The 24,589-nt window shown below is 41.5% G+C and carries 19 protein-coding genes and 8 tRNA genes; 9 read left to right on the forward strand and 18 right to left on the reverse strand.

Features of this window, described 5'->3' with window-relative positions; translation table 11 throughout:
• Positions 1-385 precede the first annotated feature (385 nt).
• A complete protein-coding gene (locus tag FTU39_RS02165; RefSeq protein ID WP_131261542.1) occupies positions 386-1,570 on the reverse strand; it encodes a multidrug effflux MFS transporter in 1,185 nt (394 codons plus the stop codon).
• 251 nt (positions 1,571-1,821) lie between these two features.
• Here FTU39_RS02165 and yccS point away from each other — a divergent pair, with 251 nt between their 5' ends.
• The 4 genes from yccS (at position 1,822) to FTU39_RS02185 (ending at position 8,464) form a co-directional block, all read left to right on the forward strand.
• Complete coding sequence (gene yccS / locus FTU39_RS02170; RefSeq protein WP_131261543.1) at positions 1,822-3,996, forward strand: YccS family putative transporter; 2,175 nt, start codon at positions 1,822-1,824, stop codon at positions 3,994-3,996.
• Between the two features lie 147 nt (positions 3,997-4,143).
• Positions 4,144-4,704: a YcxB family protein gene (locus FTU39_RS02175; protein ID WP_004977388.1), complete on the forward strand. Its 561-nt coding sequence runs from the start codon at positions 4,144-4,146 to the stop codon at positions 4,702-4,704.
• Positions 4,705-4,859: 155 nt separating this feature from the next.
• Positions 4,860-7,478, forward strand: coding sequence for a sulfite reductase flavoprotein subunit alpha (locus tag FTU39_RS02180; protein ID WP_180051658.1), 2,619 nt, complete (start codon positions 4,860-4,862; stop codon positions 7,476-7,478).
• A gap of 167 nt (positions 7,479-7,645) precedes the next feature.
• Positions 7,646-8,464, forward strand: a complete 819-nt coding sequence (locus tag FTU39_RS02185) for a YdcF family protein (RefSeq protein ID WP_180051659.1) — start codon at positions 7,646-7,648, stop codon at positions 8,462-8,464.
• A 25-nt stretch (positions 8,465-8,489) separates the two neighbouring features.
• Here the strand turns inward: FTU39_RS02185 and FTU39_RS02190 are convergent, their stop codons facing one another.
• From FTU39_RS02190 to FTU39_RS02240, 11 genes are all read right to left on the reverse strand, one after another.
• Positions 8,490-8,951 (reverse strand): DUF2750 domain-containing protein, encoded by a 462-nt coding sequence (locus tag FTU39_RS02190; protein ID WP_004977378.1) that lies wholly within the window; start codon positions 8,949-8,951, stop codon positions 8,490-8,492.
• A gap of 94 nt (positions 8,952-9,045) precedes the next feature.
• Positions 9,046-9,121: transfer RNA gene (locus FTU39_RS02195), tRNA-Val, on the reverse strand.
• A gap of 101 nt (positions 9,122-9,222) precedes the next feature.
• Positions 9,223-9,299, reverse strand: a tRNA-Asp gene (locus FTU39_RS02200).
• 64 nt (positions 9,300-9,363) lie between these two features.
• Positions 9,364-9,439, reverse strand: a tRNA-Val gene (locus FTU39_RS02205).
• A 101-nt stretch (positions 9,440-9,540) separates the two neighbouring features.
• Positions 9,541-9,617: transfer RNA gene (locus tag FTU39_RS02210), tRNA-Asp, on the reverse strand.
• Between the two features lie 14 nt (positions 9,618-9,631).
• Positions 9,632-9,707 (reverse strand) — tRNA-Val (locus tag FTU39_RS02215).
• 21 nt (positions 9,708-9,728) lie between these two features.
• Positions 9,729-9,805, reverse strand: a tRNA-Asp gene (locus FTU39_RS02220).
• 51 nt (positions 9,806-9,856) lie between these two features.
• Positions 9,857-9,933 (reverse strand) — tRNA-Asp (locus FTU39_RS02225).
• A gap of 26 nt (positions 9,934-9,959) precedes the next feature.
• A tRNA-Val gene (locus FTU39_RS02230) sits at positions 9,960-10,035 on the reverse strand.
• Between the two features lie 273 nt (positions 10,036-10,308).
• A complete protein-coding gene (gene elsL, locus FTU39_RS02235) occupies positions 10,309-10,833 on the reverse strand; it encodes a cell wall-recycling L,D-carboxypeptidase ElsL (protein ID WP_131261501.1) in 525 nt (174 codons plus the stop codon).
• A gap of 9 nt (positions 10,834-10,842) precedes the next feature.
• On the reverse strand, positions 10,843-11,223 hold the full coding sequence (locus tag FTU39_RS02240) for a YbaN family protein (RefSeq protein ID WP_004968265.1): 381 nt from the start codon (positions 11,221-11,223) through the stop codon (positions 10,843-10,845).
• Positions 11,224-11,310: 87 nt separating this feature from the next.
• Here FTU39_RS02240 and FTU39_RS02245 point away from each other — a divergent pair, with 87 nt between their 5' ends.
• From FTU39_RS02245 to dapE, 3 genes are all read left to right on the forward strand, one after another.
• On the forward strand, positions 11,311-12,195 hold the full coding sequence (locus FTU39_RS02245; protein WP_179988576.1) for a DUF1853 family protein: 885 nt from the start codon (positions 11,311-11,313) through the stop codon (positions 12,193-12,195).
• 120 nt (positions 12,196-12,315) lie between these two features.
• A complete protein-coding gene (locus FTU39_RS02250; RefSeq protein WP_096901466.1) occupies positions 12,316-12,462 on the forward strand; it encodes an entericidin A/B family lipoprotein in 147 nt (48 codons plus the stop codon).
• 141 nt (positions 12,463-12,603) lie between these two features.
• Positions 12,604-13,737 (forward strand): succinyl-diaminopimelate desuccinylase, encoded by a 1,134-nt coding sequence (gene dapE, locus FTU39_RS02255; protein WP_004968259.1) that lies wholly within the window; start codon positions 12,604-12,606, stop codon positions 13,735-13,737.
• 81 nt (positions 13,738-13,818) lie between these two features.
• Here the strand turns inward: dapE and FTU39_RS02260 are convergent, their stop codons facing one another.
• From FTU39_RS02260 to pilG, 6 genes are all read right to left on the reverse strand, one after another.
• On the reverse strand, positions 13,819-14,277 hold the full coding sequence (locus tag FTU39_RS02260; RefSeq protein WP_004975530.1) for a hypothetical protein: 459 nt from the start codon (positions 14,275-14,277) through the stop codon (positions 13,819-13,821).
• 3 nt (positions 14,278-14,280) lie between these two features.
• On the reverse strand, positions 14,281-18,855 hold the full coding sequence (locus tag FTU39_RS02265) for an Hpt domain-containing protein (RefSeq protein WP_180051660.1): 4,575 nt from the start codon (positions 18,853-18,855) through the stop codon (positions 14,281-14,283).
• Positions 18,856-19,024: 169 nt separating this feature from the next.
• Positions 19,025-21,100, reverse strand: a complete 2,076-nt coding sequence (locus tag FTU39_RS02270) for a methyl-accepting chemotaxis protein (RefSeq protein ID WP_004975528.1) — start codon at positions 21,098-21,100, stop codon at positions 19,025-19,027.
• A gap of 46 nt (positions 21,101-21,146) precedes the next feature.
• Positions 21,147-21,683 carry a chemotaxis protein CheW gene (locus FTU39_RS02275; RefSeq protein ID WP_180051661.1) on the reverse strand — a complete coding sequence of 179 codons (537 nt, stop codon included), beginning with the start codon at positions 21,681-21,683 and terminating at the stop codon, positions 21,147-21,149.
• Between the two features lie 3 nt (positions 21,684-21,686).
• Positions 21,687-22,055, reverse strand: a complete 369-nt coding sequence (locus FTU39_RS02280) for a PleD family two-component system response regulator (protein WP_004975526.1) — start codon at positions 22,053-22,055, stop codon at positions 21,687-21,689.
• A gap of 32 nt (positions 22,056-22,087) precedes the next feature.
• A complete protein-coding gene (gene pilG, locus FTU39_RS02285; protein WP_004975524.1) occupies positions 22,088-22,471 on the reverse strand; it encodes a twitching motility response regulator PilG in 384 nt (127 codons plus the stop codon).
• Between the two features lie 275 nt (positions 22,472-22,746).
• Between pilG and FTU39_RS02290 the strand changes: the two genes are divergently transcribed.
• Both FTU39_RS02290 and FTU39_RS02295 read left to right on the forward strand, forming a co-directional pair.
• Positions 22,747-23,391, forward strand: coding sequence for a hypothetical protein (locus FTU39_RS02290; protein ID WP_154320463.1), 645 nt, complete (start codon positions 22,747-22,749; stop codon positions 23,389-23,391).
• Positions 23,392-23,440: 49 nt separating this feature from the next.
• Positions 23,441-24,574, forward strand: coding sequence for an efflux RND transporter periplasmic adaptor subunit (locus FTU39_RS02295; RefSeq protein ID WP_131261509.1), 1,134 nt, complete (start codon positions 23,441-23,443; stop codon positions 24,572-24,574).
• Positions 24,575-24,589 lie beyond the last annotated feature (15 nt).

Raw genomic sequence — 24,589 nt, forward strand, 5'->3', positions numbered from 1 at the left:
TAAAACAACGCTGCATCCGTGCATGATGATTTTGTTCGTCATCTATCGATTTCACATCGAATTATAAAAATGGCTTAAAAATCAAAACACTTTTGCCAAATAGTCCAAGACACCCAAATATTTAAAATATTACAATTTGTGTCATTTATTACAGGCTTCAATCTATCAAGTTATGACGTTTATTAAAATCAGTTTTCCCGAATAAGAAATCACAATTAATCATAATTACAGATTCAAACAATTAAACCATATAAAATTCAACACCTTAAATAGGTTGATTATTCAAGTATTTACACCACCATTAGACTATTGTATATATTTCAGTTCTGTTAAAAAGCCCGATTTTTTCGAAAAAATCACCATTTGAAAAAGTATTGACCCCAACTCAATCTGATTGAGGTTGCAAAATATGAAAAACGGCAAACATCCCAAACCCAATAAATAGCAGCATTAATACAGCCATATTCAGCAAAGCACTGCCTGTTAAAAAGTTGAGTAACACCCCACCAATCAAGCCACAAAAGAATTGCACACTACCCATGACCGCACTGGCTGTTCCTGCACGTGCGCCTTGTTTTGCCATTGCCAGTGCCATGGCATTCGGGCCTGTAAAACCAATCCCAGACACGGCAAGAAATAAACCGACCATCACCAATGCCAAAGGTGCATACCCCAAACTACCTGCAAGCAGTAGAATGACCGCACCACTCAGTTGAATCATGCTGCCCAATTTTAAGCGTTGTAACACACCCAATTTGCCACTGATTTTTTTATTCAGGGTCGAAAACAGCATAATACCAATCGCATTGGCACCAAACACATAAGCAAAAGCTGTTTCACTCAAGCCATATTGATCCATCATGACTGCACTTGAACCGCTGATATAGCAAAACAATGCCCCACCAGTCAGACAGCCTGCCAACATTGGAAAACGAAAATCACGATCTTTTAAAATGGCAAAATATAAGGTCAGTACTTGCTGAAAGTTCAAATTTAAACGACGTTCTTTCGCCAAAGTTTCTTTAAAAAAGAAGTGCACACATAAACAGCAAATAATTCCAACGCAGGTCAGCACTACAAAAATAGCTTGCCAATTCATCCATCTAAGTACCCATGCGCCCAGCGTAGGTGCAATAATGGGCGCAATGGTCATCACAATCATCATGCTCGAAAAAGCTTGAGCGGATGTTTGCAAATCCAAGCGATCACGAATAGCTGCTCGTGCAATTACCACACCCACACAGCCACCCAAAGCCTGCAAAATACGTGCAGCAATCAGTCCCCATTCATTTTGTGCAAACACACACAACATACTGGCGAGTGAAAATAGTGCCAAGCCAAAATATAAAGGCGGCTTACGTCCAATCCGATCACTCAGCGGCCCGTAAATCAGTTGACCCAATGCCAAACCTAAAAAGTAGGCAGGCAAACTGTTTGCGACCATTTGGGTCGATACGCCAAACTCGCTTGCCATAACGGGCAAGGCAGGCAAATACATATCAATCGATAAAGGCCCAAGCGAAGTCAATAACGCCAACAATAAAATCCACGCAGTCGAATATTGCCGCATGTTGGGTTGTTGCGCAGATGGTGGCGTACTGCTTGAACTTGGCAGCGTTTTCGATATGCTCATATTTTATGATGAAATGACAGATGTACAGACAAGCTTACACGCTCCATAGTATGATTTGTTGTGATCAAAGATGAATTTTCACATATTAGGTACTCTAAACATCTCATCTACAGTTACAATGTACGCAAACCTTCATCTTGCAGCATAAATCTCTGTTTAGACAGAAAAGTTTACTTAAAGGAATGATGTTGAAACCTTGGCTGATAAAGCTCAAACAAGCGACCTATAACACCACATTTATGTATAACATCCGCATGCTCATTGCATTTGCGGGAACTGCTTTTGTTCCCTATTTTATGGGGATGCAGCTTGCCACTATTCCTTTAACTTTAGGTGTGCTTGCCGCAGGTTTGAGTGATATTGATGACCGTTTTTCGGTGCGTATTGTCAATCAGCTCTATACCTATATTGGTTTCTTTGTTACCGCCACATCAATTCAGTTTTTATTTCCGCATCCTATTTTATTTGCTACAGGCTTAATCCTGTCGTGTATTGTCTTAATTTTGCTCGGTTCGCTCGGACGACGTTATGCCACCATTTCTTATGGCTGTTTGGTAGTATCGGTCTATTCCATGCTTGGCGTCAACCTATTTGATGACTGGTACATGCAGCCGCTGCTTTTGGTTTCGGGCGCAATTTGGTACGGCTTAATTTCGACCATCAGCTTTTTACTGTTCCCTGTTCGTGCCTTACAAGACAAACTTTCACTCAGTTATTCTTCTTTGGGTGATTTTTTATTTGCCAAATCAAATCTATTTGATGTGGATATGACTGCACCGAGTTATCAACAAAGTATCATTGATTTATCACTTGAAAATGGCAAATTAATTGCGATTTTTAACGACTTAAAAACCGCTTTACTGACCCGTTTAAAAGGTGACCGCGGGCAAAAAGATACCCGACGTAGCTTACAGTATTACTTTGTCGCACAAGACATTCACGAACGTGCCGACTCTGCACATATTGATTATCAAAAACTGGCGAAAATATTTCAGCACAGCGATATTTTATTTCGCTTCCAACGCATTTTGTCGATTCAGGGCAAAGCCTGTAAAGATTTAAGCGAAAGCATTTTGCACCGTAAACCTTATGTGCATAACAAGCGTTTTAAACATGCTTTTGAAAATCTTAAACAGTCTTTAGAAAAACTGCGCAGTGAACAGCAATATGACCAAGTCTGGATTAATGCATTGTTTGCCCTATACCAAAACCTGAAATCTATTGATGCTCAATTGCGTAACCTTGAAACCGAACGCAATATTAAACTGGATAAATCCAAACATATTGAACAGCAACTGAAAGATGATGACTTAAAAAGTTGGGATGATATTGTCATTCGGATTAAGCAGCATTTAACCCCCGAATCGGTTTTGTTCCGCCACGCCATTCGTTTGTCGATTGTGCTGTTGATTGGCTATATTTTTGTGCAAGTCACCAACATTCAATATGGCTACTGGATTTTACTGACCGCCCTGTTTGTGATGCAGCCTAACTTTAACACCACCAAACGGCGTTTACGTTTGCGTATTATTGGGACGTTAGCAGGGATTGTAGTCGGCTACACCATTTTATATTTTGTACCGTCCGTTGAAGGGCAATTACTGGTTTTAGTGATTAGTGGCATGTTGTTCTTTGAATTGCGCAGTAAACAATATGCACAAGCCACTGCCTTTATGACCATTTTGGCGCTGATGAATTTTAACCTAGAAGGTTTGGGCTATGCCGCAGCTGTGCCACGTATGGTCGATACCTTAATTGGTTGTGCGCTAGCATGGTTTGGCGTGAGTTTTATCTTCCCCGATTGGAAATTCCGTCGTTTATCACGCACGATTCGCCGCTCACTCACCGCGCAATGTGGCTATTTGGCAGAAGTGATTGAACAATATAAAAATGGACGCAACAACGGTTTGAATTATCGTGTCGTGCGCCGTGCTGCTCATAATACCGATGCAGAAGTTGCTTCACTGATTTCAACACTCGCCACCGAACCTGATTTTGACCCCAATCAAAAAGCTCAAGCCTTTGAGTTCTTGTGTCTAAATCACACCTTTATTAGCTATATTGCTGCACTTGGTGCGCATCGTGACAAAATTGACGATCAGGAAGTCTTGCAACTGCTCGATCAAGCAATGGACGATATTCAAGGTGCTTTACTGAAAGATGAAACGCCAGATTTAAGTGCACACAACATGTTGCAAACCATTCGTCAGCGTTTAAGCCAAAACAAAGAAGAAGATCAAAAATCATTAATTATTTTGCAGCAATTATCTTTGATGATGAGTATCTTGCAACAATTAAGTCGCTTAAAACAAAGTTTAAGCCACGAACATGATCAGGACGCAACTGAACTGGCGTCTTTATAAACAATCCTGCAAACGGTCAGTGCCTACTTATTCGCCCTAAGCTGCACAAGTATTCACCGACCTTAGCATGATTTTGCGACAATATACTCACTGCATGACAGCAATTAATGCTAAACTTTTTATAGTTTTAAATTTGTTAGTTTCACTATGACCGCGAAAAGTTTATACGCCTATACCCTACAGCCTGTGATCTACGAAGTTTCTGAAGAAGAACAACGTCACGCACAACTGGTAATTTGGCGCAGTACCAATAAAATTGGCATGAAAGCATGGATTATTATGGGTGTGATTGTTGCCCTTTCCATTTTAGGCATTCTGCTATTAAAAAATTATTCGACAATTTTCTGCTGGGTTGCCATTGTCTGTGTGGTGCTCTACCTGCTCGTGCGTAAATACGGCTTGGAATGGTACGTTAAGCGAAAAATGAATGAATTTCCTGTTCAAGAAATTAAAGGGATTCGTTTAGGCGTACAGCCGCACGGTATCGTGATGCGTCAGCAAATGGGCGCTCAAGAAGGCGTGGGTGCAATTGGCTGGAAAGATGTGTATGAATGGTACAATACCCCTGAATTTATTTTGATGAACTTCAAAGTAAAAGGTCAGCAAGGTGCTTATATTCTGCCTAAGCGTATGGACAGCAAGAACTTTTCGTTCAACACCATTCGCAAGCATTTGACTGAAGCTGCAGGCGAAGCCAAGCAAATCTAAATATCCCTATTTAAAAATAAACCTCTATCCCCTGTGATGGAGGTTTTTTTTGCTTAAAATTAAAACAATGAACGATAATGAGAATAAATAGCATTTGCATTAACTTCATCTCTGCATTATTCTGCATCACAATTCATACTCAACAACCAACGCTTATGCTGAAGAAAGCCTTTTTCCAAATTCACTGGTTCCTTGGTATTACTGCAGGACTGATCTTGTCACTCATGGGCGTGACAGGTGCGATTTATTCCTACGAACAAGAAATTCTAAAATGGATGAATCCGAACAGTTATCAGGTACAAGTTGAGCAGAAAGCCAAACTAAGCCCTGCAGAAATTTATCAACATTTTCAGCGTACCCAACCTGACTATAAAATTAATAGCATCACCGTTGCAAAAGACCCGGCTGCATCTTCAACCATCAATATTGCGAAAGAAGGTGCAAAACGTGGACAAAATATCCTGATTAATCCTTACTCGGCAGCAGTGTTGCCTGAAATTCGGGGACGTGAATTTTTCCAGTTTATTCAGCAATTACACCGCAACTTAACCGTAGGGCCTATTGGTAAACAAATTACAGCCGCATGTACCCTCATGTTGTTGTTCTTTGTGTTAAGTGGCATTTACCTACGCTGGCCGAAACGCCATTCATTTAAACAATGGTTTGCGCTCAAACCTCAATTAAAAGGACGTAATTTTATTTGGGACTTACATGCCGTAGTGGGCACGTGGGTCGTGATTTTCTATCTAGTTTTGGCATGCACAGGACTGTATTGGTCGTATGAGTGGTGGCGCAATGGCATGTTTAAAGTCATGGGTGTGGAAAGACCACAAGCGCAATTGCAAGCAGATGGACGCAACAAACCTGTAAATTCAAATGCTCAAGCACTTCATCAGGCTGCGCAAACACAAACTGCAGGACGCCGCGCAAACACTACAAAACCAGCCAAGCAGAATACGCTGGATCAGGCACAAATCAATCTGGCATTGACGAAGGCATGGCAACATTTCCCGCAGCAATTGGGGCAGGATTATTCCAGTATCACTTTTAATGTGCCTAAACACGCCAATAGTGAAATTGAAATTAACTTTGTCGATGTCATTCCACAACATGAACGTGCCCGCAATAACGCAACTTTTGATTATCAACAAGCACGTATTACTCAACTTGAATTATATGTAGACAAACGGCTTAATGAAAAAATCATGAGCAGTATGCTGCCTGTGCATCGCGGTAGTTTCTTTGGGCCTGTTTATCAATTTTTAGCCATGCTTTCTGCATTGATGATGCCGCTGTTTTTCGTCACAGGTTGGATGCTGTATTTAAAACGTCGTAAACAAAAGCGTTTGACTCTTGCTGCACGTCAAAACCAGACTCAATTTCAGATCGACCCAAATGCTGCACACTGGCTCATTGTCTATGCCAGCCAAACAGGTACTGCCGAACAATTGGCATGGCGCACCGCTACTAGTCTGCAAGAAGCACATCAGCCTGTCACAGTCAAAGCCCTGCAACATCTCAGCCTTGAAGATCTTAAAAACACCACCCAACTGTTATGTATTGCTAGCACTTATGGCACAGGTGATGCACCCGATTTGACCTCAAGTTTTGTGAAAATAATCCTACCGCAAACCTGTGACCTGAGTCATTTGCGTTATGCAGTACTGGCTTTAGGTTCACGTGAATATGCAGATCATTACTGCCGTTTTGGACATACGATTGCTGCATGGTTGCAACGTAATCAAGCACATGCCTTGTTCAATACCATTGAAGTAAATAATGCCAATCCTGCAGACATACAGCGTTGGAATCAGGCTTTGGTACAGGTCACACAACTTGACTTACCAAGTATGCATATCGAAAAAACTTTTGATACATGGACCTTACAGCAACGTGACTTGCTAAATCCCAACAGTTTAGGCGCACCCGCCTTCAATATTGAACTGTTAGCACAACATGATGTGCATTGGTCTGCAGGTGATATTGCAGAAATTCAGCCTGAAAACAGCACTGCACGGATTCACGCCTTTTTAAAACAGCATCAACTCGATGCCAATACAATTCTTGCTGATGGTCAGCAAACCTTAGTACAGGCTTTGGCAGATAAAGACCTCACCGCGCCAATTCAGACATTTAAAACTGCGGATGAATTATTGGCACAACTTTCACCCTTGCCTAGTCGTGAATATTCAATTGCCAGTATTCCTTCACAACAGGTTTTAAGACTTGTGGTGCGTCAAAAATTCGATGCTCAAGGCGAGCTTGGCTTAGGTTCAGGTTGGTTAACTGCACATGCTGCACTTGGGCAAAATATCGCATTACGCATTCGCAATAATCCATCTTTCCATTTAATTGATGATGACCGCCCAATTATTTGTATTGGCAACGGTACAGGGCTTGCAGGATTAATGAGCTTATTGCATGCACGTACCCGCCTGAATTACACCCAAAACTGGTTGTTTTTTGGTGAACGTCAGCAAGCGCACGATTACTTTTATCAGCACACCATCGAGGCTTGGCAAAGCACAGGTATGCTACAACGCCTTGATTTGGCCTTTTCCCGTGATCAAGCCGAAAAAGTCTATGTACACCATAAGTTACGCGAACAGGCTGAAGAATTAAAACGCTGGATTGAACAAAATGCCGTGATTTATGTCTGCGGTAGCATTCAAGGCATGGCCAGTGATGTCGACCAAGCCTTAAAAGATATTTTGGGTGAGACTCAACTGGAACAATTACGTCAGCAAGGACGTTATCGCCGAGATGTGTATTAGGATTTGTTGACACTTTTTAAATGGCTTGCGCTGTAGCTCTATAGCTAAAACTTGGCAATTCACCCAAGTTTTATCCATAGCCTCAGCCGAAACATAATTCAGTTGAGGCAAAATTTTTCAGCAGCTTCGGCTATACTGTTTGTACAGCATCACAGTACAATAAAATTATGCAAGGCATGCAAGCAAGTCACGTACAAACACAATTTAGTCTATTTAAAAGAATATTGAGTAGCCTAATTGGATTAATTTTAGTATTGGATGGTGCCTATCTCATCAGCTTAAAGAAAATCCATTTCGGCACCATTTTACCTGTTTTAATAGGCACGATGCTGCTGTGTTATGCGATTTTCTATACTTGGATTCAAAGCCACTTAAAACAACATACTCGCTTAGATGGGCTGTGGAAATTCGGTTGGGGCATATTTTGGCTGTGGTGCATCAGCCTGCTGATCTTTTTTACTTATATTCATTTCAGTACACAGCAGCAAAATACTGTAACTAACAATGCTAAAGTGGTGATTGTACTCGGCAGTGGCATTGAAAATGGACAACCATCGCCCACGCTCGCCAAACGACTGGATACTGCAGCCGCGTATGCCTTGGAGCATCCTCAAAGTTATTTCATTGTTAGTGGTGGCCCTGCATTTGCGGAACAACTCACTGAAGCACAGGTGATGTCTAATTATTTGCAACAACGTTATGCAATTGCAGCATCACACATTATCTTGGAAACCCAAAGCACCAGTACGGCACTTAATTTGAAAAACAGTCAGCCCTTGCTGCATACATTAGGCACAGATAAAACCCAACTGATTATAATTGTCACCAGCGACTTTCACACACCACGTGCAGCAGCCATTGCCAAACGACAAGGATACACACAGTTCAGCATGCTCAGTGCAACGACACCACTCTATACCCGCTATAACGCATGGTTACGCGAGTATTTTGCTTATATCAGTGGTTGGCTGCTGAATGAGTATTAAAAATAAAATCTAGCAAGCAGATCGCTTAATTCAAACGTATCGAGCGTGGTAAAGGAATTTGCATATCTTTAAAAAATTCAGGTTTTTGCATATACACCTGATACAAATAATTTTTTAGATCAAGCAATAACTTTTCAGGGGCAACCAATACATTCTGCCCTTCTGGGCTTAGATTCATCGAAATATTGGTGGCTTCCTGACGTAAAAATGGAATCACTTTTTCAATAAAATCTTTCAGTGAAATTTCTTCGACTTGATAATTGGCCCAATTGTCTTTAATTAACAGTTTTGCCAGACTTTTATTTTGCCACATTGCAAAAGCACGTTGCCCTGTAGGCGTGGCACAGAGCGCCCAGCCATCTTCATACAATGCAAAAACATGCCCCTGAGACACAATGGTCTCAATAAATTGCTTGTAAATATCTTGTGCATTATAAGTTTGCGTTGCTTGCTTAGATGCAGCTTTACGTTGATAAGGATTTCGCATAAGTCACGGATATTAGTATTATTATTAAATAAAAATTTTAGGCGAATTTATTGCAATACGCAAGTAATATAAGATAAATGAGGATGAAAGGATATGGTGGGCGCTGACGGGATCGAACCGCCGACATTCTGCTTGTAAGGCAGACGCTCTACCAACTGAGCTAAGCGCCCTGAAGATTAAAAAATAACATCGTTATTTTTTATGATGCAAGACAAGCAAAGAACGTCGTCTTGAACTTTGAAATACATTTTTCACATCAGGGAATGAAAAATGGCGCAGCGGACGGGGCTCGAACCCGCGACCCCCGGCGTGACAGGCCGGTATTCTAACCAACTGAACTACCGCTGCAACGGTAATTGCGTAAGCAATTAAGGTCTTTTTTGTATGTATGCCAAGCATAAATACTAAAATATGGTGGGCGCTGACGGGATCGAACCGCCGACATTCTGCTTGTAAGGCAGACGCTCTACCAACTGAGCTAAGCGCCCTGATAAGATCAAAACAATATTTTGTTCTGATTTTGCAAAACTGTCAAACTTTGCATCATTTCAGTTTAAGTCTATCAGGCAACCTAAACTTTTCTTTTGAATGGCGCAGCGGACGGGGCTCGAACCCGCGACCCCCGGCGTGACAGGCCGGTATTCTAACCAACTGAACTACCGCTGCATCGCAAAAGAATCTGGTGGGCGCTGACGGGATCGAACCGCCGACATTCTGCTTGTAAGGCAGACGCTCTACCAACTGAGCTAAGCGCCCTCAAAAGCAATTTTATGTAAATGGCGCAGCGGACGGGGCTCGAACCCGCGACCCCCGGCGTGACAGGCCGGTATTCTAACCAACTGAACTACCGCTGCACTTACACAAAGTCACTATTGTGGTACAAACAATGGTTAAAGAATCTTAAGTGGCGCAGCGGACGGGGCTCGAACCCGCGACCCCCGGCGTGACAGGCCGGTATTCTAACCAACTGAACTACCGCTGCACGTAAGAATCTATAACGTAAAGGCTTGGTGGGCGCTGACGGGATCGAACCGCCGACATTCTGCTTGTAAGGCAGACGCTCTACCAACTGAGCTAAGCGCCCTTAACGTCTTTATCGTTTGTGAGGTGCATTATAGAGAATCTTTACCGCCTGTCAAACGCTTTTCGGCTTGTTTTCAGTTTTTTGTGACTGAGTGATTAAAAAATAGGTGATCCGCTATAAAAACAAACAAATTCTGCAAGTTATTTTAGTTTTCAAGCAAAATTAATGTGCTTTTCAACTTGTTAGCGTTGCACTCTACCTGCTCAATGTATTGGTTTTTTATGTTGCGATGAATACAACTTTATTCAATTGACTCGCACCATCAACGCACCATCAACCAAGCAACCCTAAGCTATTTAAATCTAGCTTGTGTTCAGAAATATAAACCAAGGCTTTTTCTGGAATCAGTTCAAACAATTCTAAAATATCATGGTTACGCATCCGAATACAGCCATGTGATGCAGGAATTCCCATCGGCTCTGTATCTGGTGTGCCATGTATATAAATATAACGCTGAAAAGTATCGCAGCCAATGCCTTGATTAAAACCTTCTTGCAAACCACTGAGCCATAAAATGCGGCTTAAAATCCAGTCCCGTTCAGGAAATTGTTCAGCTAAATCTAAATTGTAAATTTCACCTGTCGGTTGACGCGCAATAAATACTGCATTTTCAGGTTCATTTTCACCAAATTTTAAAGCGACTTCATGCCAGCCACGTGGTGTTTTACCACTATTTTCAGTTTCACCAATGCCATTCACACCACTCGAGATGACGTAGAGTTTCTGATGCTTCGGCAAATATAAAGTTTGCTCGGCTAAATCAATCAAAATATCTGCTTGTGTGTATAAAAAAGACATTGCGCTACCCTATTCTTCTTCTTTCGTGGGCGGCTGTGGTTCAGGACGTAACCACAACCAAATACACACCACCAACATGGTGGTATTGGTAAAAATTTTGACCGCAACGGGCGCAGTTGTGAACAGCATGATCACGGCACTAATACTCATCATGATCGTTGCAAACCATTTGGCTTTACGCGGTACAGTACCATTGGCGCGCCAATCTCTGAGTGTACTGCCATATTTAGGATGATTCAGTAACCAGTTGTCCATTTGCGGCCAACCGCGTGACGATGCCCAAGCTGCTAAAATCAAAAAAACTGTAGTAGGCATACCCGGCAACAATGCACCAATAAAGCCAAGGATGACAAAGATCACCACTAAACTTCGCCATAACAAGCTTTGCATACCACTGTCCTAAACTACGAATTGCGGTAGTATAAAGCGTTTTTTAATTTTCCGTTGTAATTCTGCATTTTTCAGCATGGATTCATAATGATTGAGTTGTATCAACCCGAACTTCTGCCCGAAGTATGGCTGACCTACAAAACCCCACTCATCCGTCAGTTGGCTTTTAGTGTGGCAAGTCCGAATATTTTATGTGCTGTGCCTGAGCAATTGCCCATTCAACATGCTTTTGAATTCCATTCAGATACTTTTTGGCAGCAGCATTATCACGCTTATCAATCACGTTTAGCCTATTTAGATTCACATCCAGAAGCAGTGTACGACTTTTTAAATCAACTGAAAAGCACCCGTTTAGGCTTACGCTTTGAAATGCTGATGTGGTTTTGGCTGCGTGATCGTGATTATCATCCCTTCGAATTATTGGGACACAGTATTCAAATTATTGATGGCGCTAAAACTGTGGGTGAACTGGATTTTTTACTGCACAACCATGACACACAGCAGGTTGAACATTGGGAAGTCGCATTAAAATACTATTTAGCCGAAGCGGATTGCTCTTTGGCACACTGGTATGGTTTAAACCGCTCCGATACTTTGGCGCGTAAACTGAATCATTTTAGTCAAAAGCAATTTCAATTTAAGCAAGCCTTGGATGTGCCGATTCAACGCCGTTTTGCTGTACTCAAAGGACAATTGTATTTCGCCATACATCACTTGGCACAATCATCTACAACACTTACGCCACACTGGATTAATCGCGCTCGTCGTTTAGGTCTTTGGGGGAGTGATATTCCTGCCCAAGCAGAACGGTTTTATCGCCTACAACGTCATGAATGGATTTGTCAAAATGCTCAAGCCAGTAGCCTACCGAATCAATGGTGGGGAGATGGCTTGTATTATCGGGCGGCACATTCACAATTTTATATGTATCGTGCTGCACCGCTGATTAGCTATCCCCCTTTAACACGCTGAATAACTGTTTCAACATTTTATTACGTAAGCACCATAAAAGTTGCCTATTTATTATTCTGTTTATTTCCTAAGCTAAAAAACACATCAAAATAATCTATCTAGAACATATTGGAGATGATCATGAAAAAAATTCTAGCGACTTCACTACTATTAGCCTTTGTTTTAACGGGTTGTAATACAATTAAAGGCGTGGGCGAAGACGTATCTTCTGCAGGTCATGCGGTGAGTAATACTGCTGAAAAAACCCAACAAGAAATTCGCAAATAATTCTGAGTATTTCAGGAATATCTTCACAAAAACCACAAAAAACCTTGTTCTCGGACAAGGTTTTTTCACGCTAAAATTTCACTTTTGTTGCATTATTCCCCTATTATTAGCACTTACTCTTGATAAACGTCTGAAACTCTCATGACCTCTTCTGCTACTCTGGATTTAAGCCTTCAGCTTTTACGCCAACCGTCTGTCACTCCTGTCGATCACAACTGTCAAAACCTCATGGCAGAACGCTTAGAAAAAATTGGATTTAAGATTGAATCTATGCGTTTTGACGATGTAGATAACCTCTGGGCGCGTAAAGGTACAGAAGCACCTGTCTTTTGCTTTGCAGGTCATACAGATGTTGTACCGACAGGCAATTTAGACGCATGGAATACCGATCCATTTGTACCTGAAATTCGTGATGGCAAACTTTATGGTCGTGGCAGTGCCGACATGAAAACCGCATTGGCAGCCATGGTGGTTGCCTCTGAACGCTTTGTCGCCAAACATCCTGATCACAAAGGCTCAATTGCCTTTTTGATCACTTCTGATGAAGAAGGCCCCTCTATTAACGGCACCGTCAAAGTCGTTGAAACTTTAGAAGCACGTCAGGAAAAAATGACTTGGTGTTTGGTAGGTGAACCTTCAAGTACCCATAAATTAGGCGATATTATTAAAAATGGGCGTCGCGGTTCGCTTAATGGTGTCTTGACGGTAAAAGGTAAACAAGGTCATGTGGCTTATCCACACTTGGCAATTAACCCGATTCATACCGCGTCTAAAGCGATTTCGGAACTGTGTGAAACGGTGTGGGATCATGGCAATGAATACTTCCCTGCCACCTCATTTCAAATTTCAAATATTCAAGCAGGAACAGGTGCGACCAATGTTGTCCCAGGTAACATGACGGTGACCTTTAACTTCCGTTATTCGACTGAAGTGACTGCAGATGAGCTAAAAGCACGTGTCTTGGAAATTTTAGATCGCCATCAAGTGGATTATGAAATCGAGTGGACGCTTTCAGGTTTGCCATTTTTAACCCCTGTGGGCGAATTGGTTAATGCTGCACGTCAAGCCATTCGCAATGTCACAGGTGTTGAAACAGAATTATCGACCAGTGGCGGTACATCTGATGGTCGCTTTATTGCGCCGACAGGTGCACAAGTGTTGGAGTTAGGCGTACTCAATGCCACCATTCACCAAATTAACGAGCATGTTGATGTGGCTGATTTAGAGCCATTGGCAGAAATTTATGAACAGATTTTGGAAGGATTACTAACTTAAATCCAATAAGATTAGTTGCATGAAGCAGAAAAGGAACTCTATTTGAGTTCCTTTTCTATTTTACAACGGAGAAAATTGCGTTTAGATCGTCAAATTTTCTTGAATGTATTGCAAATTAGGCACATGAAAGACCTGCTCACCCATACGGACATATTGGAATACCGCAGGATCAGTCGTGGTTTGCTGGTCATCATCTACCACTTCAGAAATACGCAAGCGCAGTGTTTTAGGCATTTCATTGCACATCAAAGCAAAACGCTGCTCCATTTCATCACCTTCAATGACCAGTGCCACGCCCATTTTTTTCTCTGGGTCATTGACTGCATAAACAGGCAATTGCGATTCGTGCCATTCCACAGTTTTAACTTGAGTGGCGTTATCCAGCGCTGACAACACAATATTTTGAGGTATCAGCATTGGTTGTTTACCATGACATTCAACAATATAAGCATCAATAAAACCGGTAGATACGGTAATTAAATGTTGCAGCTCTTGCTGACTGATTTGCCCGAGTAAATTTGGACTATTCGTCTGACTCATCGTTTACCCCTGACTGACTGCTAATAATTGTTCAATATTGGCAAGCAATTCTGCCTCTTGGAACGGTTTACCCATGTAGTGCGTCACACCCAAGCTAAACGCTCGTTCGCGGTGTTTTTCACCTGTACGTGACGTAATCATGATGATCGGCAGATTGCTATGCATGTCGTGGTGGCGTACAAGGTTAGTCACCTCAAAACCATCCATACGTGGCATTTCAATATCCAGTAACATCAAGTCAGGTTTGACGTTTTCAAGCTGCTCCATGGCATCGACACCATCTTTGGCAGTCACGATGTCATAACCTTGACGCTCAAGCAGACGTGAAGTTACTTTACGTACGGTGACTGAGTCATCCACAATCATAATTAAGCGGCGTGTATCACGACGTTGGCTATCACGTTGATCGCTGGCTTGTTTAGTACGTTGCGTTGCAAGAATTTGACGGGCAATGTTCTGACCATCCAAAATCAAACAAACTTGACCATCACCCAAAATAGTTGCGCCTGCAATTGCACCAATGCTTGAGAACTGTTGTCCAATTGGTTTCACAACAATTTGACCACGCGAACCAATCAACTGATCGACTAGTAAAGCAATGGTTTGACCTGTGCTGCCTTTAATTAACAGAACAGGTAGTGAATGACCCACATGGCTTAAACGCGGTAATGGCTGATTGCCAACGAACTCAGATAAGTAACGTAACTTGTAGTTCTGGTTGTCAATTTGGAAGAAATCTTCATTGCTGTTGAAGTAAGATTCCAAAGTGGTTGGTGCAATACGTACAATACGGTCAATTTGCGCCAACGGTACAGCAAATTGTTGATCACCAACTTTAACCATTAAGGCATCGGATACCGCAACCGTCGTTGGTACACGAATACTAAAGGTTGTGCCTTGACCTAATGTTGAATCTACAGAAACGTGACCGCCGAGCGCCTTAATCTCACTTTGCACCACGTCTAAACCAACGCCACGACCTGAAATTTGTGTAACCGATTGTGCTGTTGTAAAGCCTGGGTGGAAAATGTATTGCAGAATTTCATTTTTATCTAAATTCTGATCAGCTTTGATTAAACCTAAGCTCAATGCTTTTTCTTTAATCTTGGCATCATCAATACCCTTACCATCATCCACAAAAGTCACCATAACATCTGTGCCTTGGCGAGTAATGTTCAGTTCAATTTTACCAACTTCAGGTTTATTGGCTGCAGCACGTTGTGCAGGGTCTTCAATCCCATGGTCGACCGCGTTGCGCAGCATGTGTTCAAACGGTGTCACCAAACGCTCTAGAATGGTACGGTCTAATTCACCTTCAGTGTTATAAACCACCAATTCTGTTGGACGGTTTAAGGTCGATGAAGTCTGACGCACAATACGTTGTAAACGTGGCAATAAACGTGAGAATGGTACAAGGCGTGTGCGCATCAAGCTTTCTTGAATTTCGGCCTGAATACGTGATTGTTGTAATAACAAACCTTCAGCATCACGAATTTTTTCAGCCAAGGTGCTCTTAAAGTCCACCAAGTCCGATGCAGATTCCGCCAGAGATTTAGACAACTGATTCAACGATGAATATTGATCCATCTCTAATGGGTCAAAGTCTGCATAACGTGAGTTTTCAGAACCGTGCTTGGCAATAATTTGCGATTCCAGCTCGCCTTCCATTCGACGTAACTGATCGGCAAGACGTTTAATCGCCAATTCCATCTCATTCAACGTACCGCCCAGTTGCCCAAGCTCCATTTCAATACGTGAACGGTTAATCGAGTTCTCGCCTGACAAGTCAATCATCTTCTCGACTAAATCGGCAGAGATACGAATCATCTCATTGCTATTATCCAGCTGTGTGGTTTCGCCCCACTCACCCGACATTGCAGGTGGCTCTGTACCATCACCCTGAACAAACTCATAACTACGGCTTGGCGATAACAAGTCGGTATGCGTTAAACGCTCGGGCAATTGCGCAGATACATCTACAAACTGCATCGCCGACAAGCTAGATTTTAAGCTGTCATAATTGCTGTAATCTGCTTTGAAGATTGCATCACGCAACCACGCCAACGTGGTTTGCAATAAAGCATCATAAACATTTGAGTTAAATTGATGCACAGCAAACTGTTCAAAGGCACTTTCAAGTTGATAGGCGATTTGCGCAACAGACTCAATTTCAGCCATACGTGCACCGCCTTTTAAGCTGTGCGCCGCACGTTGTAATTGAAGCAAGATACTTCGGTCACTACGCTGTTCAAACCATTGTTTCAAGCGCTGATCTGCAGCATCCAAAATTTCTTCCGCTTCTTCTCTGAAAGTCTCAACCACAATTGAATGTAATTGCTCATCTTCAGATTCAGCACTTGCTTCAAGACTTACAGTTTCTGTGATCGGCTCAAATGCCGCAGCAGCAGCGTCTTCAAAATGTGCATCATCAGCAATAACTGCGTCATCTTCAGCTAAATCTGCAGTTGTATCTTGCAACGCTTCTACCGCCAACTCAGGCTGTGCATCAACCTCTTCTACTGCCTCAATAGTCTGTTCAGGCTGCGCTGCGGTTGTCGCACTTGCAACTGACACATCTGCATCGCCTTGTGCCAAGCTAACAATGTTGCCTAAAATTGCAATCGACTCTGGCGCAGCATAGTCCACACGCTCATCACGAATGGTCTGAATACGGTCTGCAATATCATCTTGCACCAAACGAATAATTTGAATTAACGCAGGTGAAACAACAATTTGGTTGTTAATGATACGCTCGTAAATCGACTCAAGGTTGTGTGCAATTAAACCAATATGCGTCGCAGAAATCATATTTGCACCACCTTTTAAAGTGTGCAAATAACGCATTAAGTTGTTTAAAGCCGAAGTATCGCTGGCGTCTTTTGACCAAGTATTGACATCTTCATCCATACCCACCAAAAGCTCTTCTGCTTCTTCCAAGAAGATATCCAGCAAGTCAGGATCGAAGTCTTTGTTGGCATCATCGGCATGCATGTTTTGTTGATCTGATGCAATACGTTGTGACAATTGCGCCAAATTCACTGTGCCCGAATTTTCGCTAGCAACTGCAGCAGGCACCGCTTCAGGTTCTACAACAACTGTTGTTTCTACAGCATTGTCGCTCACTGATGTTTCAGCATCTTCAAGTGCAATTGCATCAATGTCTTGCTGCACAAATGCAGTTAAGTCATTTAAGGTTTTCTGAATGTCTTCTGTAACCGTAACACGCTGTCCCGCAGCCAAGGTATCGAATAAATGAATAAACTCTTGGTGTGCCTGTGCAAATAACTCATAACCATATTCAGAGTTAAGCAGAATTGGTTTGGCTAAAACACTATCGTAAGCAGCTTTAAGTTCTTCAGTAAATTGATGAATACCCACAGACGCACGGTTATCGGTATGCTCTACCAACAATTGCGCTTGTGCGCTGAGTTCTTCTAAATAGCTTGGGAATTGCGCTTGCGCCAATTTATCAAATTCAAATTCGGCATCAAGTAAACGATCAATATTCAGTTCGATTAGCTTCGATACTAAACCTTGAGGATTAGAGTCTTCTGTATCGCTGGTGCTAAAGCCGTAGCTATCCCATGCTTTATTAAAAGTTGCATAGATTACATCTAAACCATCACAGTGACCTTGACGAAGTACATGCAGATAATCCCGGACAAATTCTGCATATTGCACCAACAGCGCAGTTTCTTTAGAGGTGGATTCAATTTCATCTTGTACAAACGCTTTAAACAAGTTTTCAACTTTAGAACTGGCTTGAAAAACTTGATCAATTTGCGCCATAGACGAACTGCCGCGCAGTGTATGTAAAGCACGGATTAAGCCATTATAGTCTTGTGAGTGAATCTGATCTTGCGCCAAGAACTGATCAATGGTCGCTAAATGCTCTTCAGCTTCTTCTACAAAAATAGCCAGAGTTTCAGCCAATAGACTCGCATCAGCAGCCGCTTCTTGTTCAACTTCTGTATGCAGCATTTCTTCAGCAGTCATTACATCTTCAGATGATTCAACTGCTGTGACTACTGCTGTTTCAACTGCAGCATCCGCCAATTCTAGTCCTGTCGGCATATCAGTTGCAGTCAGTTGATCCGCTAAAATCAGCAACTCTTCCAATGCAGGTTCAGGACTTTGGTTTTGCTGTAATTGTTGTCCTAAAAGCACTAATGGGCGTAAATCAAGATCAATTAAACCGACTTGTTTAAAAATTGGATAAAGCTTGTATTGATAAATATTTAAAACAGTTTTTGCGTATTTTTGAATATCAGTATTGAGTGTTACCGCACCCGAAAGCACACGGTTTAAAGTATCTTCAACCGTCCATGCCAATTCGCCCGCAGACTTCGCACCCACCATGCGACCCGAGCCTTTTAAAGTGTGAAAGTGACGACGAATAGTCACTAAAGTTTCTTGATCTGTTGGGTTCGCAAACCAAGTTGTAAATAATGGATTTAATTCTTCGAAGATTTCTTCAATTTCTTCGACAAAAATTTCAAGAATTTCCGCATCTTGCTCAAGATAACTATCTTCAGGAAGCGTCATTGTTTCGACTAAATTTTTTAATATTTCTTTCATAGCTAAGGCTTCTTACGTTTTCAGCACCAAAAGGCACTTCAACTTAATTGTAACCATCCTGAATGCCCCTAACCCAAAAGTTAAGTTCATCTTTGCGATGCTTTATCTCTGAATGATGGTGTACCCATAACTGTGTATAGGTACACCTTTCCCCAAGCTGGAATCCCGCTTATTCAGGTAGTTTAAAGTCAGTTACAGATTCACGTAATGATTCTGCCATGTTGGCCAACTCAGATACCGAACGTGCAGTATCGAAAGTTGCACTGGTCGTTTGCGAGGTAATTTCCTGTACAACGTTCATCGTGGTTGCAATGTGACCTGCAGAAGCAGACTGAAGTTTTGCAGCATCCGAAATGTTAGAAATCAATTTCGCAAGGTTGGTCGATACCGTTTGAATTTCATCCAGTGCAACACCCGCATCCTTAGATAAGTTCGCACCACGTACAACTTCCGATGTGGTTTGTTCCATCGAAATTACGGCTTCGTTGGTATCGGTCTGAATGGTTTTAACCAGTGTTTCAATCTGTTTGGTTGCAGATGCTGAACGTTCCGCTAGACGCTGTACCTCGTCGGCTACGACTGCGAAACCACGACCTGCTTCACCCGCCATAGACGCCTGAATTGCTGCGTTTAATGCCAAGATGTTAGTTTGGTCGGCAATATCGTTAATCAAGGCAACGATGTTACCAATCTCTTGTGAAGATTCACCCAAACGCTTAATACGTTTAGAGGTTTCTTGAATTTGCTCACGAATGATATCCATACCTTCAATTGAACGGTTTACAACGTCTGCACCATTCGATGCAATATGTACTGAACGTTCTGCTACCGCTGCTGATTCTTCAGCGTTGGCAGATACTTGGTCAATCGACATTGCCATTTCGTTAATTGCGGCAGATGCACCTGCAATTTCTTGCGCCTGATGCTCAGATGCTTCAGCAAGCTGGTTGGTAATGTTCTGTGTGGTTGCCGTATATTGTGCAACTTCGTGCGATGTTTCGTGAATACGCGATACAAGGTCACGTAATTGGTCAATTGCGAAGTTAATCGAGTCGGCAATTGCACCCGTGAAGTCTTCCGATACTGTTGCGTATGAACGTAAGTCACCATCTGCAAGGTCGGCAATCTCATCAAGTAAACGTAAAATCGCGTTCTGGTTACGGTCATATTCATCTTGTAGACGAACCACGCGAGTTTTATCGGCTTCACCACGTAAGTTCAAGAGTTTGAATACACAGAATAAGAACGCAAGTAATGCTGCAATTAAGCCAATTGCAGGAATTGCAATAGACCAACCTGAACCGCTAGACAATTTATTTAAATTGGTTAAAAGCTTATCTGACTGATCAAAAATAGAAGATGATGCCTGACGTACTTTTACAATTTGTGTTGAGTTATTTAAAACTGTTGCAGCAGCAGATTTCAATACATCTTCATATTCTGCTTGAATACCTTCTAATGAACTACGTAAATCTTCTTGAGTAATACGTTGTACACCAAGTTCCACACTACCATTTAACTGTGCTGCCAAGTAAGCACCAAACGTTTCGGTATCGGCACTAAAGTCATCTGCAGATTCACGTGAACTGTCTGTACCTGTTAATACAGAACTGATTGAACGTAAAATACGTTCTGCAATGAATACTTGGTTCTTTGCAATAACCACCTGGCTACTTGGCATGTCTTGACGTGCCATTTGGTCAACCATCAAGTTATATTCAGCCTGAATACCCGGAATGGTTTCACCAATTGCAATGTTGGTGTCATAGAGTTGGTTAATGATTTTTTGTTGCGAAGCAATCAAATCAATATTTTCAGAAACCGATTTCCACTGTGTTTCCACTTCACGCAGTGTATCTGTGCTGGCATGAATATCCTTCACTGTTTCTAAGTGAGCAGCAAAGGCTTTTTGTGAATCTGTTAAGTTTTTAATAGATTCAGGCGTACCTGATGCAGTCGCTTCGGTTGCTTGACGTGAAATGGTTTGTGACAACAGACGTAAATCACCCAAACTACGGGTAAAATCGTTATTACGCGGCACGCTATAAAAAAGGTATAACAACAGGAAAAGCGATAAGATGATACAAAAAGCTGCGCCTAAAATAAGTGGCTTAGATTTTTCTGTTTCGCCAAATACACTCGCAAACTCTTCTGTTCGCGCCTGTAATTTTGCAAAAAAACCTGGACCACTTGCTTTACGGACGGTTTCTTCGCCTGAATTTTTCTTTTTAAGTTTAAAGCCCATGCAGCTTCTCCCCGATTGACGCCTTCATTTTTTAGGTGCGCGACAGTTAATTTATAAATTTTATAGATGCGTTCATGTATTTTGGGTTTTGCAATAAACGACTAAATAAGAAAACATGCCATTGTTGGTTATGTTGGTGAAAATACCCCTGACAATATTTTTGTAAATTACTATCTAAATCATTGTGTTTAGAAAAGAAACTTTTCTTATTAAAGTGCTGTATACCCAAAACTTGATCTACAACTAAACCGACATAATGGTCATTATGACTAATACACATTACTTTTTGAGTAGGTGAATATTGGCTGCTTTGCCCAGAAACATAATGTGCCAAATCTGAAACTGAAAGTAATCTTCCGCGAATATTCGCTAAACCTACTACCCAAGGTTGGGTATTTGGCACTGGCGTATATTTCGGTGGATAAATAACCTCAGAAACTTCTCCTAATGGAGCAACGAAATATTGCCCCATCATCTCAAAAGCAATGCCTGACCAGCGGTTTACCTCATTTTCGGTACTAACGTAGTTTTTGTTTCCACGTTTAGATAACCGAAGCAATTCAATAAAACCATTTGCAGCCATAGCTTATCCTGCATTAAGGTGTTGATTAATCACATCAATTAATTGTTTTTCGTCAACAGGCTTAGTTAAGTAATCGCTTGCACCTTGGCGTTTTCCCCAAACACGATCAGTTGCCTGATCTTTGGTACTCACAATTACAATTGGAATGTGTTTGGTGGTGTCACCACGCGAAATTTGACGTGTTGCCTGAAAGCCATTCACGCCTGGCATAACCACATCCATTAATACTAAATCTGGTAATTCAGCTTGCGCCATGGTCACGCCATCTGCACCATTCGCTGCTTCAATGACTTCAAAACCATGCTTGGTCAAGATTTCTCTGAAGCGGAATGTTTCTGTAGGTGAATCATCTACAATAAGAATACGAGCCATTATTTTCCCCAATAAATCTAACTAACTAATAATTATGCTGTCACGTGGTTACGAATGGCGTTTAATAATTCATCTTTACTAAATGGTTTAGTCAGATACTCATCAGAACCTACTACACGTCCTTTGGCTTGGTCAAATAAACCATCTTTACTTGATAGCATAATGACAGGAATGTTTTGGTAGTTTTGCGAGTTTTTAATTAAGGCACACGTTTGGTAACCATCTAGGCGTGGCATCATAATATCTACGAATACGATATCTGGATTTGATTCGGCAATTTTGGATAAAGCTTCAAATCCATCAACTGCGGTAACCACTTCACAACCTTCACGCTGCAGAAGTGTTTCAGCTGTACGGCGAATGGTTTTTGAATCATCAATCACCATGACTTTTAGATTTTGGAATTTATCGTCCATTCAATGACCCTTCCCATTTTTGTTTGTACAAGCAACTGAGTAGAAAAATCTTACACATTGATCGTATTTTTAACATATCTTTACTTGTAGTTTCAATGAACATATTTAGTGTAAATCTACACTTTTACACCATTATCACCAAACCGCTCACACTTTCTTGTGACCATTGATATTTTTTATCGGTTGTATTTTTTTAATTCCTAATTTTGATCTAATATAACACTATTATTACGTGTAATTTAAGTAATTTAGTCAACTTTATTGTGGGGGACAACGTGAGCACTTTTTTTGCAAAATCACTCGCTGTAAAATTAAAACAAAATAAGCAGTCACTTAAATTGGGCATGCTTGCTTTACTGCTCTTGTCCTCTGCCCCACTCATGGCTGACAGCCAGAACAAAGCGGTGTGGTATCGCTATTATGATCAACATGGCGTTGCAAATATTAGTAGTAATGTGACACCTAATCATATTCGTCATGGCTATGAAGCATTAGACCGTAACATGCAAGTGATTCAGCGCGCACGTCCATACAACACTGAAATGGATATTAAAAAAGCCCCACAACGTGCTGCTCAAGCGTATCAAATGGAATCTGATCAGCGTTTAAAAAAAGCCTATACCAATAGTCAAACCGCAATCACTAAACGTAATAACGCTTTAGCGCATATTAAAAAGCAAATTATTTTCCAACAAGAACAACTCAAACAGCTGCAAAATGACCGTATTACTTTTAAACGTCAAGAAATGGAGTATTTACGCAAGGTCAAACCTGTGCCTGCACAACTAAAAACCAATTTGGACAATAACTTAAAAAACATCGAGCTTAAAAAAGATATGATTCAATCTTTACAAACAAGCTATCGAAATACACAAGCAGAATACGACAGAATTATTACTCGCTTAAAAGCACTTGAATAGTTGATTTGAATTACCTTGTCATTTTGGCAATCAATAAGGACAAATATGCATGCACATTGCACAGCGTATCGCAGTTAGGTTTAATCGGCAGCATTTACCCATTTTTCGTATTGGTGCAATCGGTTTATGTATTTTGCTGAGTGCCTGCCAAAAAACAGAAACTGAAAATAAAACAACAGTATCAGAAAAAATTGAACTCATTCAGCAAGATTTAGTGACACCACAACAAGGCAGCGCAATCAGTAAAACTGCCTTTACAGGCACAGTGCGTGCTGTGAATCAAAGCAGTATTCAAGCACAGGTGACTGCCACAGCAACCTCAGTCTATGTCAAAGTGGGAGATAGCGTACAACGTGGTCAAACCTTGCTACGCTTAAATAATCAGGATAATGCTGCGCGTTTAGCACAAGCTCGCGCCAATTTAGCTGCAACGCAAGCGCAAGCCAACCAAGCCCGCAACATGATGCAACGAAAAAAACGTTTGCTCGATCAGGGTTTTATTTCACAAGTGGAATATGAGCAAAGTCAGTTAGATTATCGTGCGCAAATGGAAAATGTACGCGCCCAACAAGCCAATGTCGATATTGCACTAAAAGCCGATCAAGATGGCACGATTACCAGTCCAATTCATGGTGTCATTACCCAACGTCAAGTTGAGCCTGGGCAAACTGTGGCTGCAGGACAAACCTTATTTGAAGTCGTCGATCCGAACCAATTAGAAATTCAAGCGAAATTACCAAGCGACTTACAAGCCGCACTCAAAATTGGTCAAAAAATTGAATATCAACTCCAAGGACAAGCAAACACATTTAATGCACAAATTAGCCGTGTTTCTCCTGTTGCGGATTTAGCCAGTCGTCAAATTGAATTTTTTGCAACCCCGCTTGATCGTCTTCCCTCTTTAAGTATTGGGGCATTTGTGGATGGTTATATTTTAGCGAACACGACAATTTCAGGGCAAATCATCCCACTCAATACCATTCACGATATCCAAAACAAACCTTATGTTTGGGTGATTCGAGATCAAAAAATTGCCCGCGTGGATATCACAGTTTTAGAACAGCGCTATAGTGACAATACTGCTGTGATTCAAGGCTTACAGAGCAGTGATCTAGTCAGTCGAGTGGTGTTCAACCCCGATCAAATTCAGCAGCAGGTGATCATTCAAAATAACCCTCAATAAATTGAATTTCATCTC

The organism is Acinetobacter sp. YH12099 (assembly GCF_013419195.1).
Classification (GTDB): domain Bacteria; phylum Pseudomonadota; class Gammaproteobacteria; order Pseudomonadales; family Moraxellaceae; genus Acinetobacter; species Acinetobacter towneri.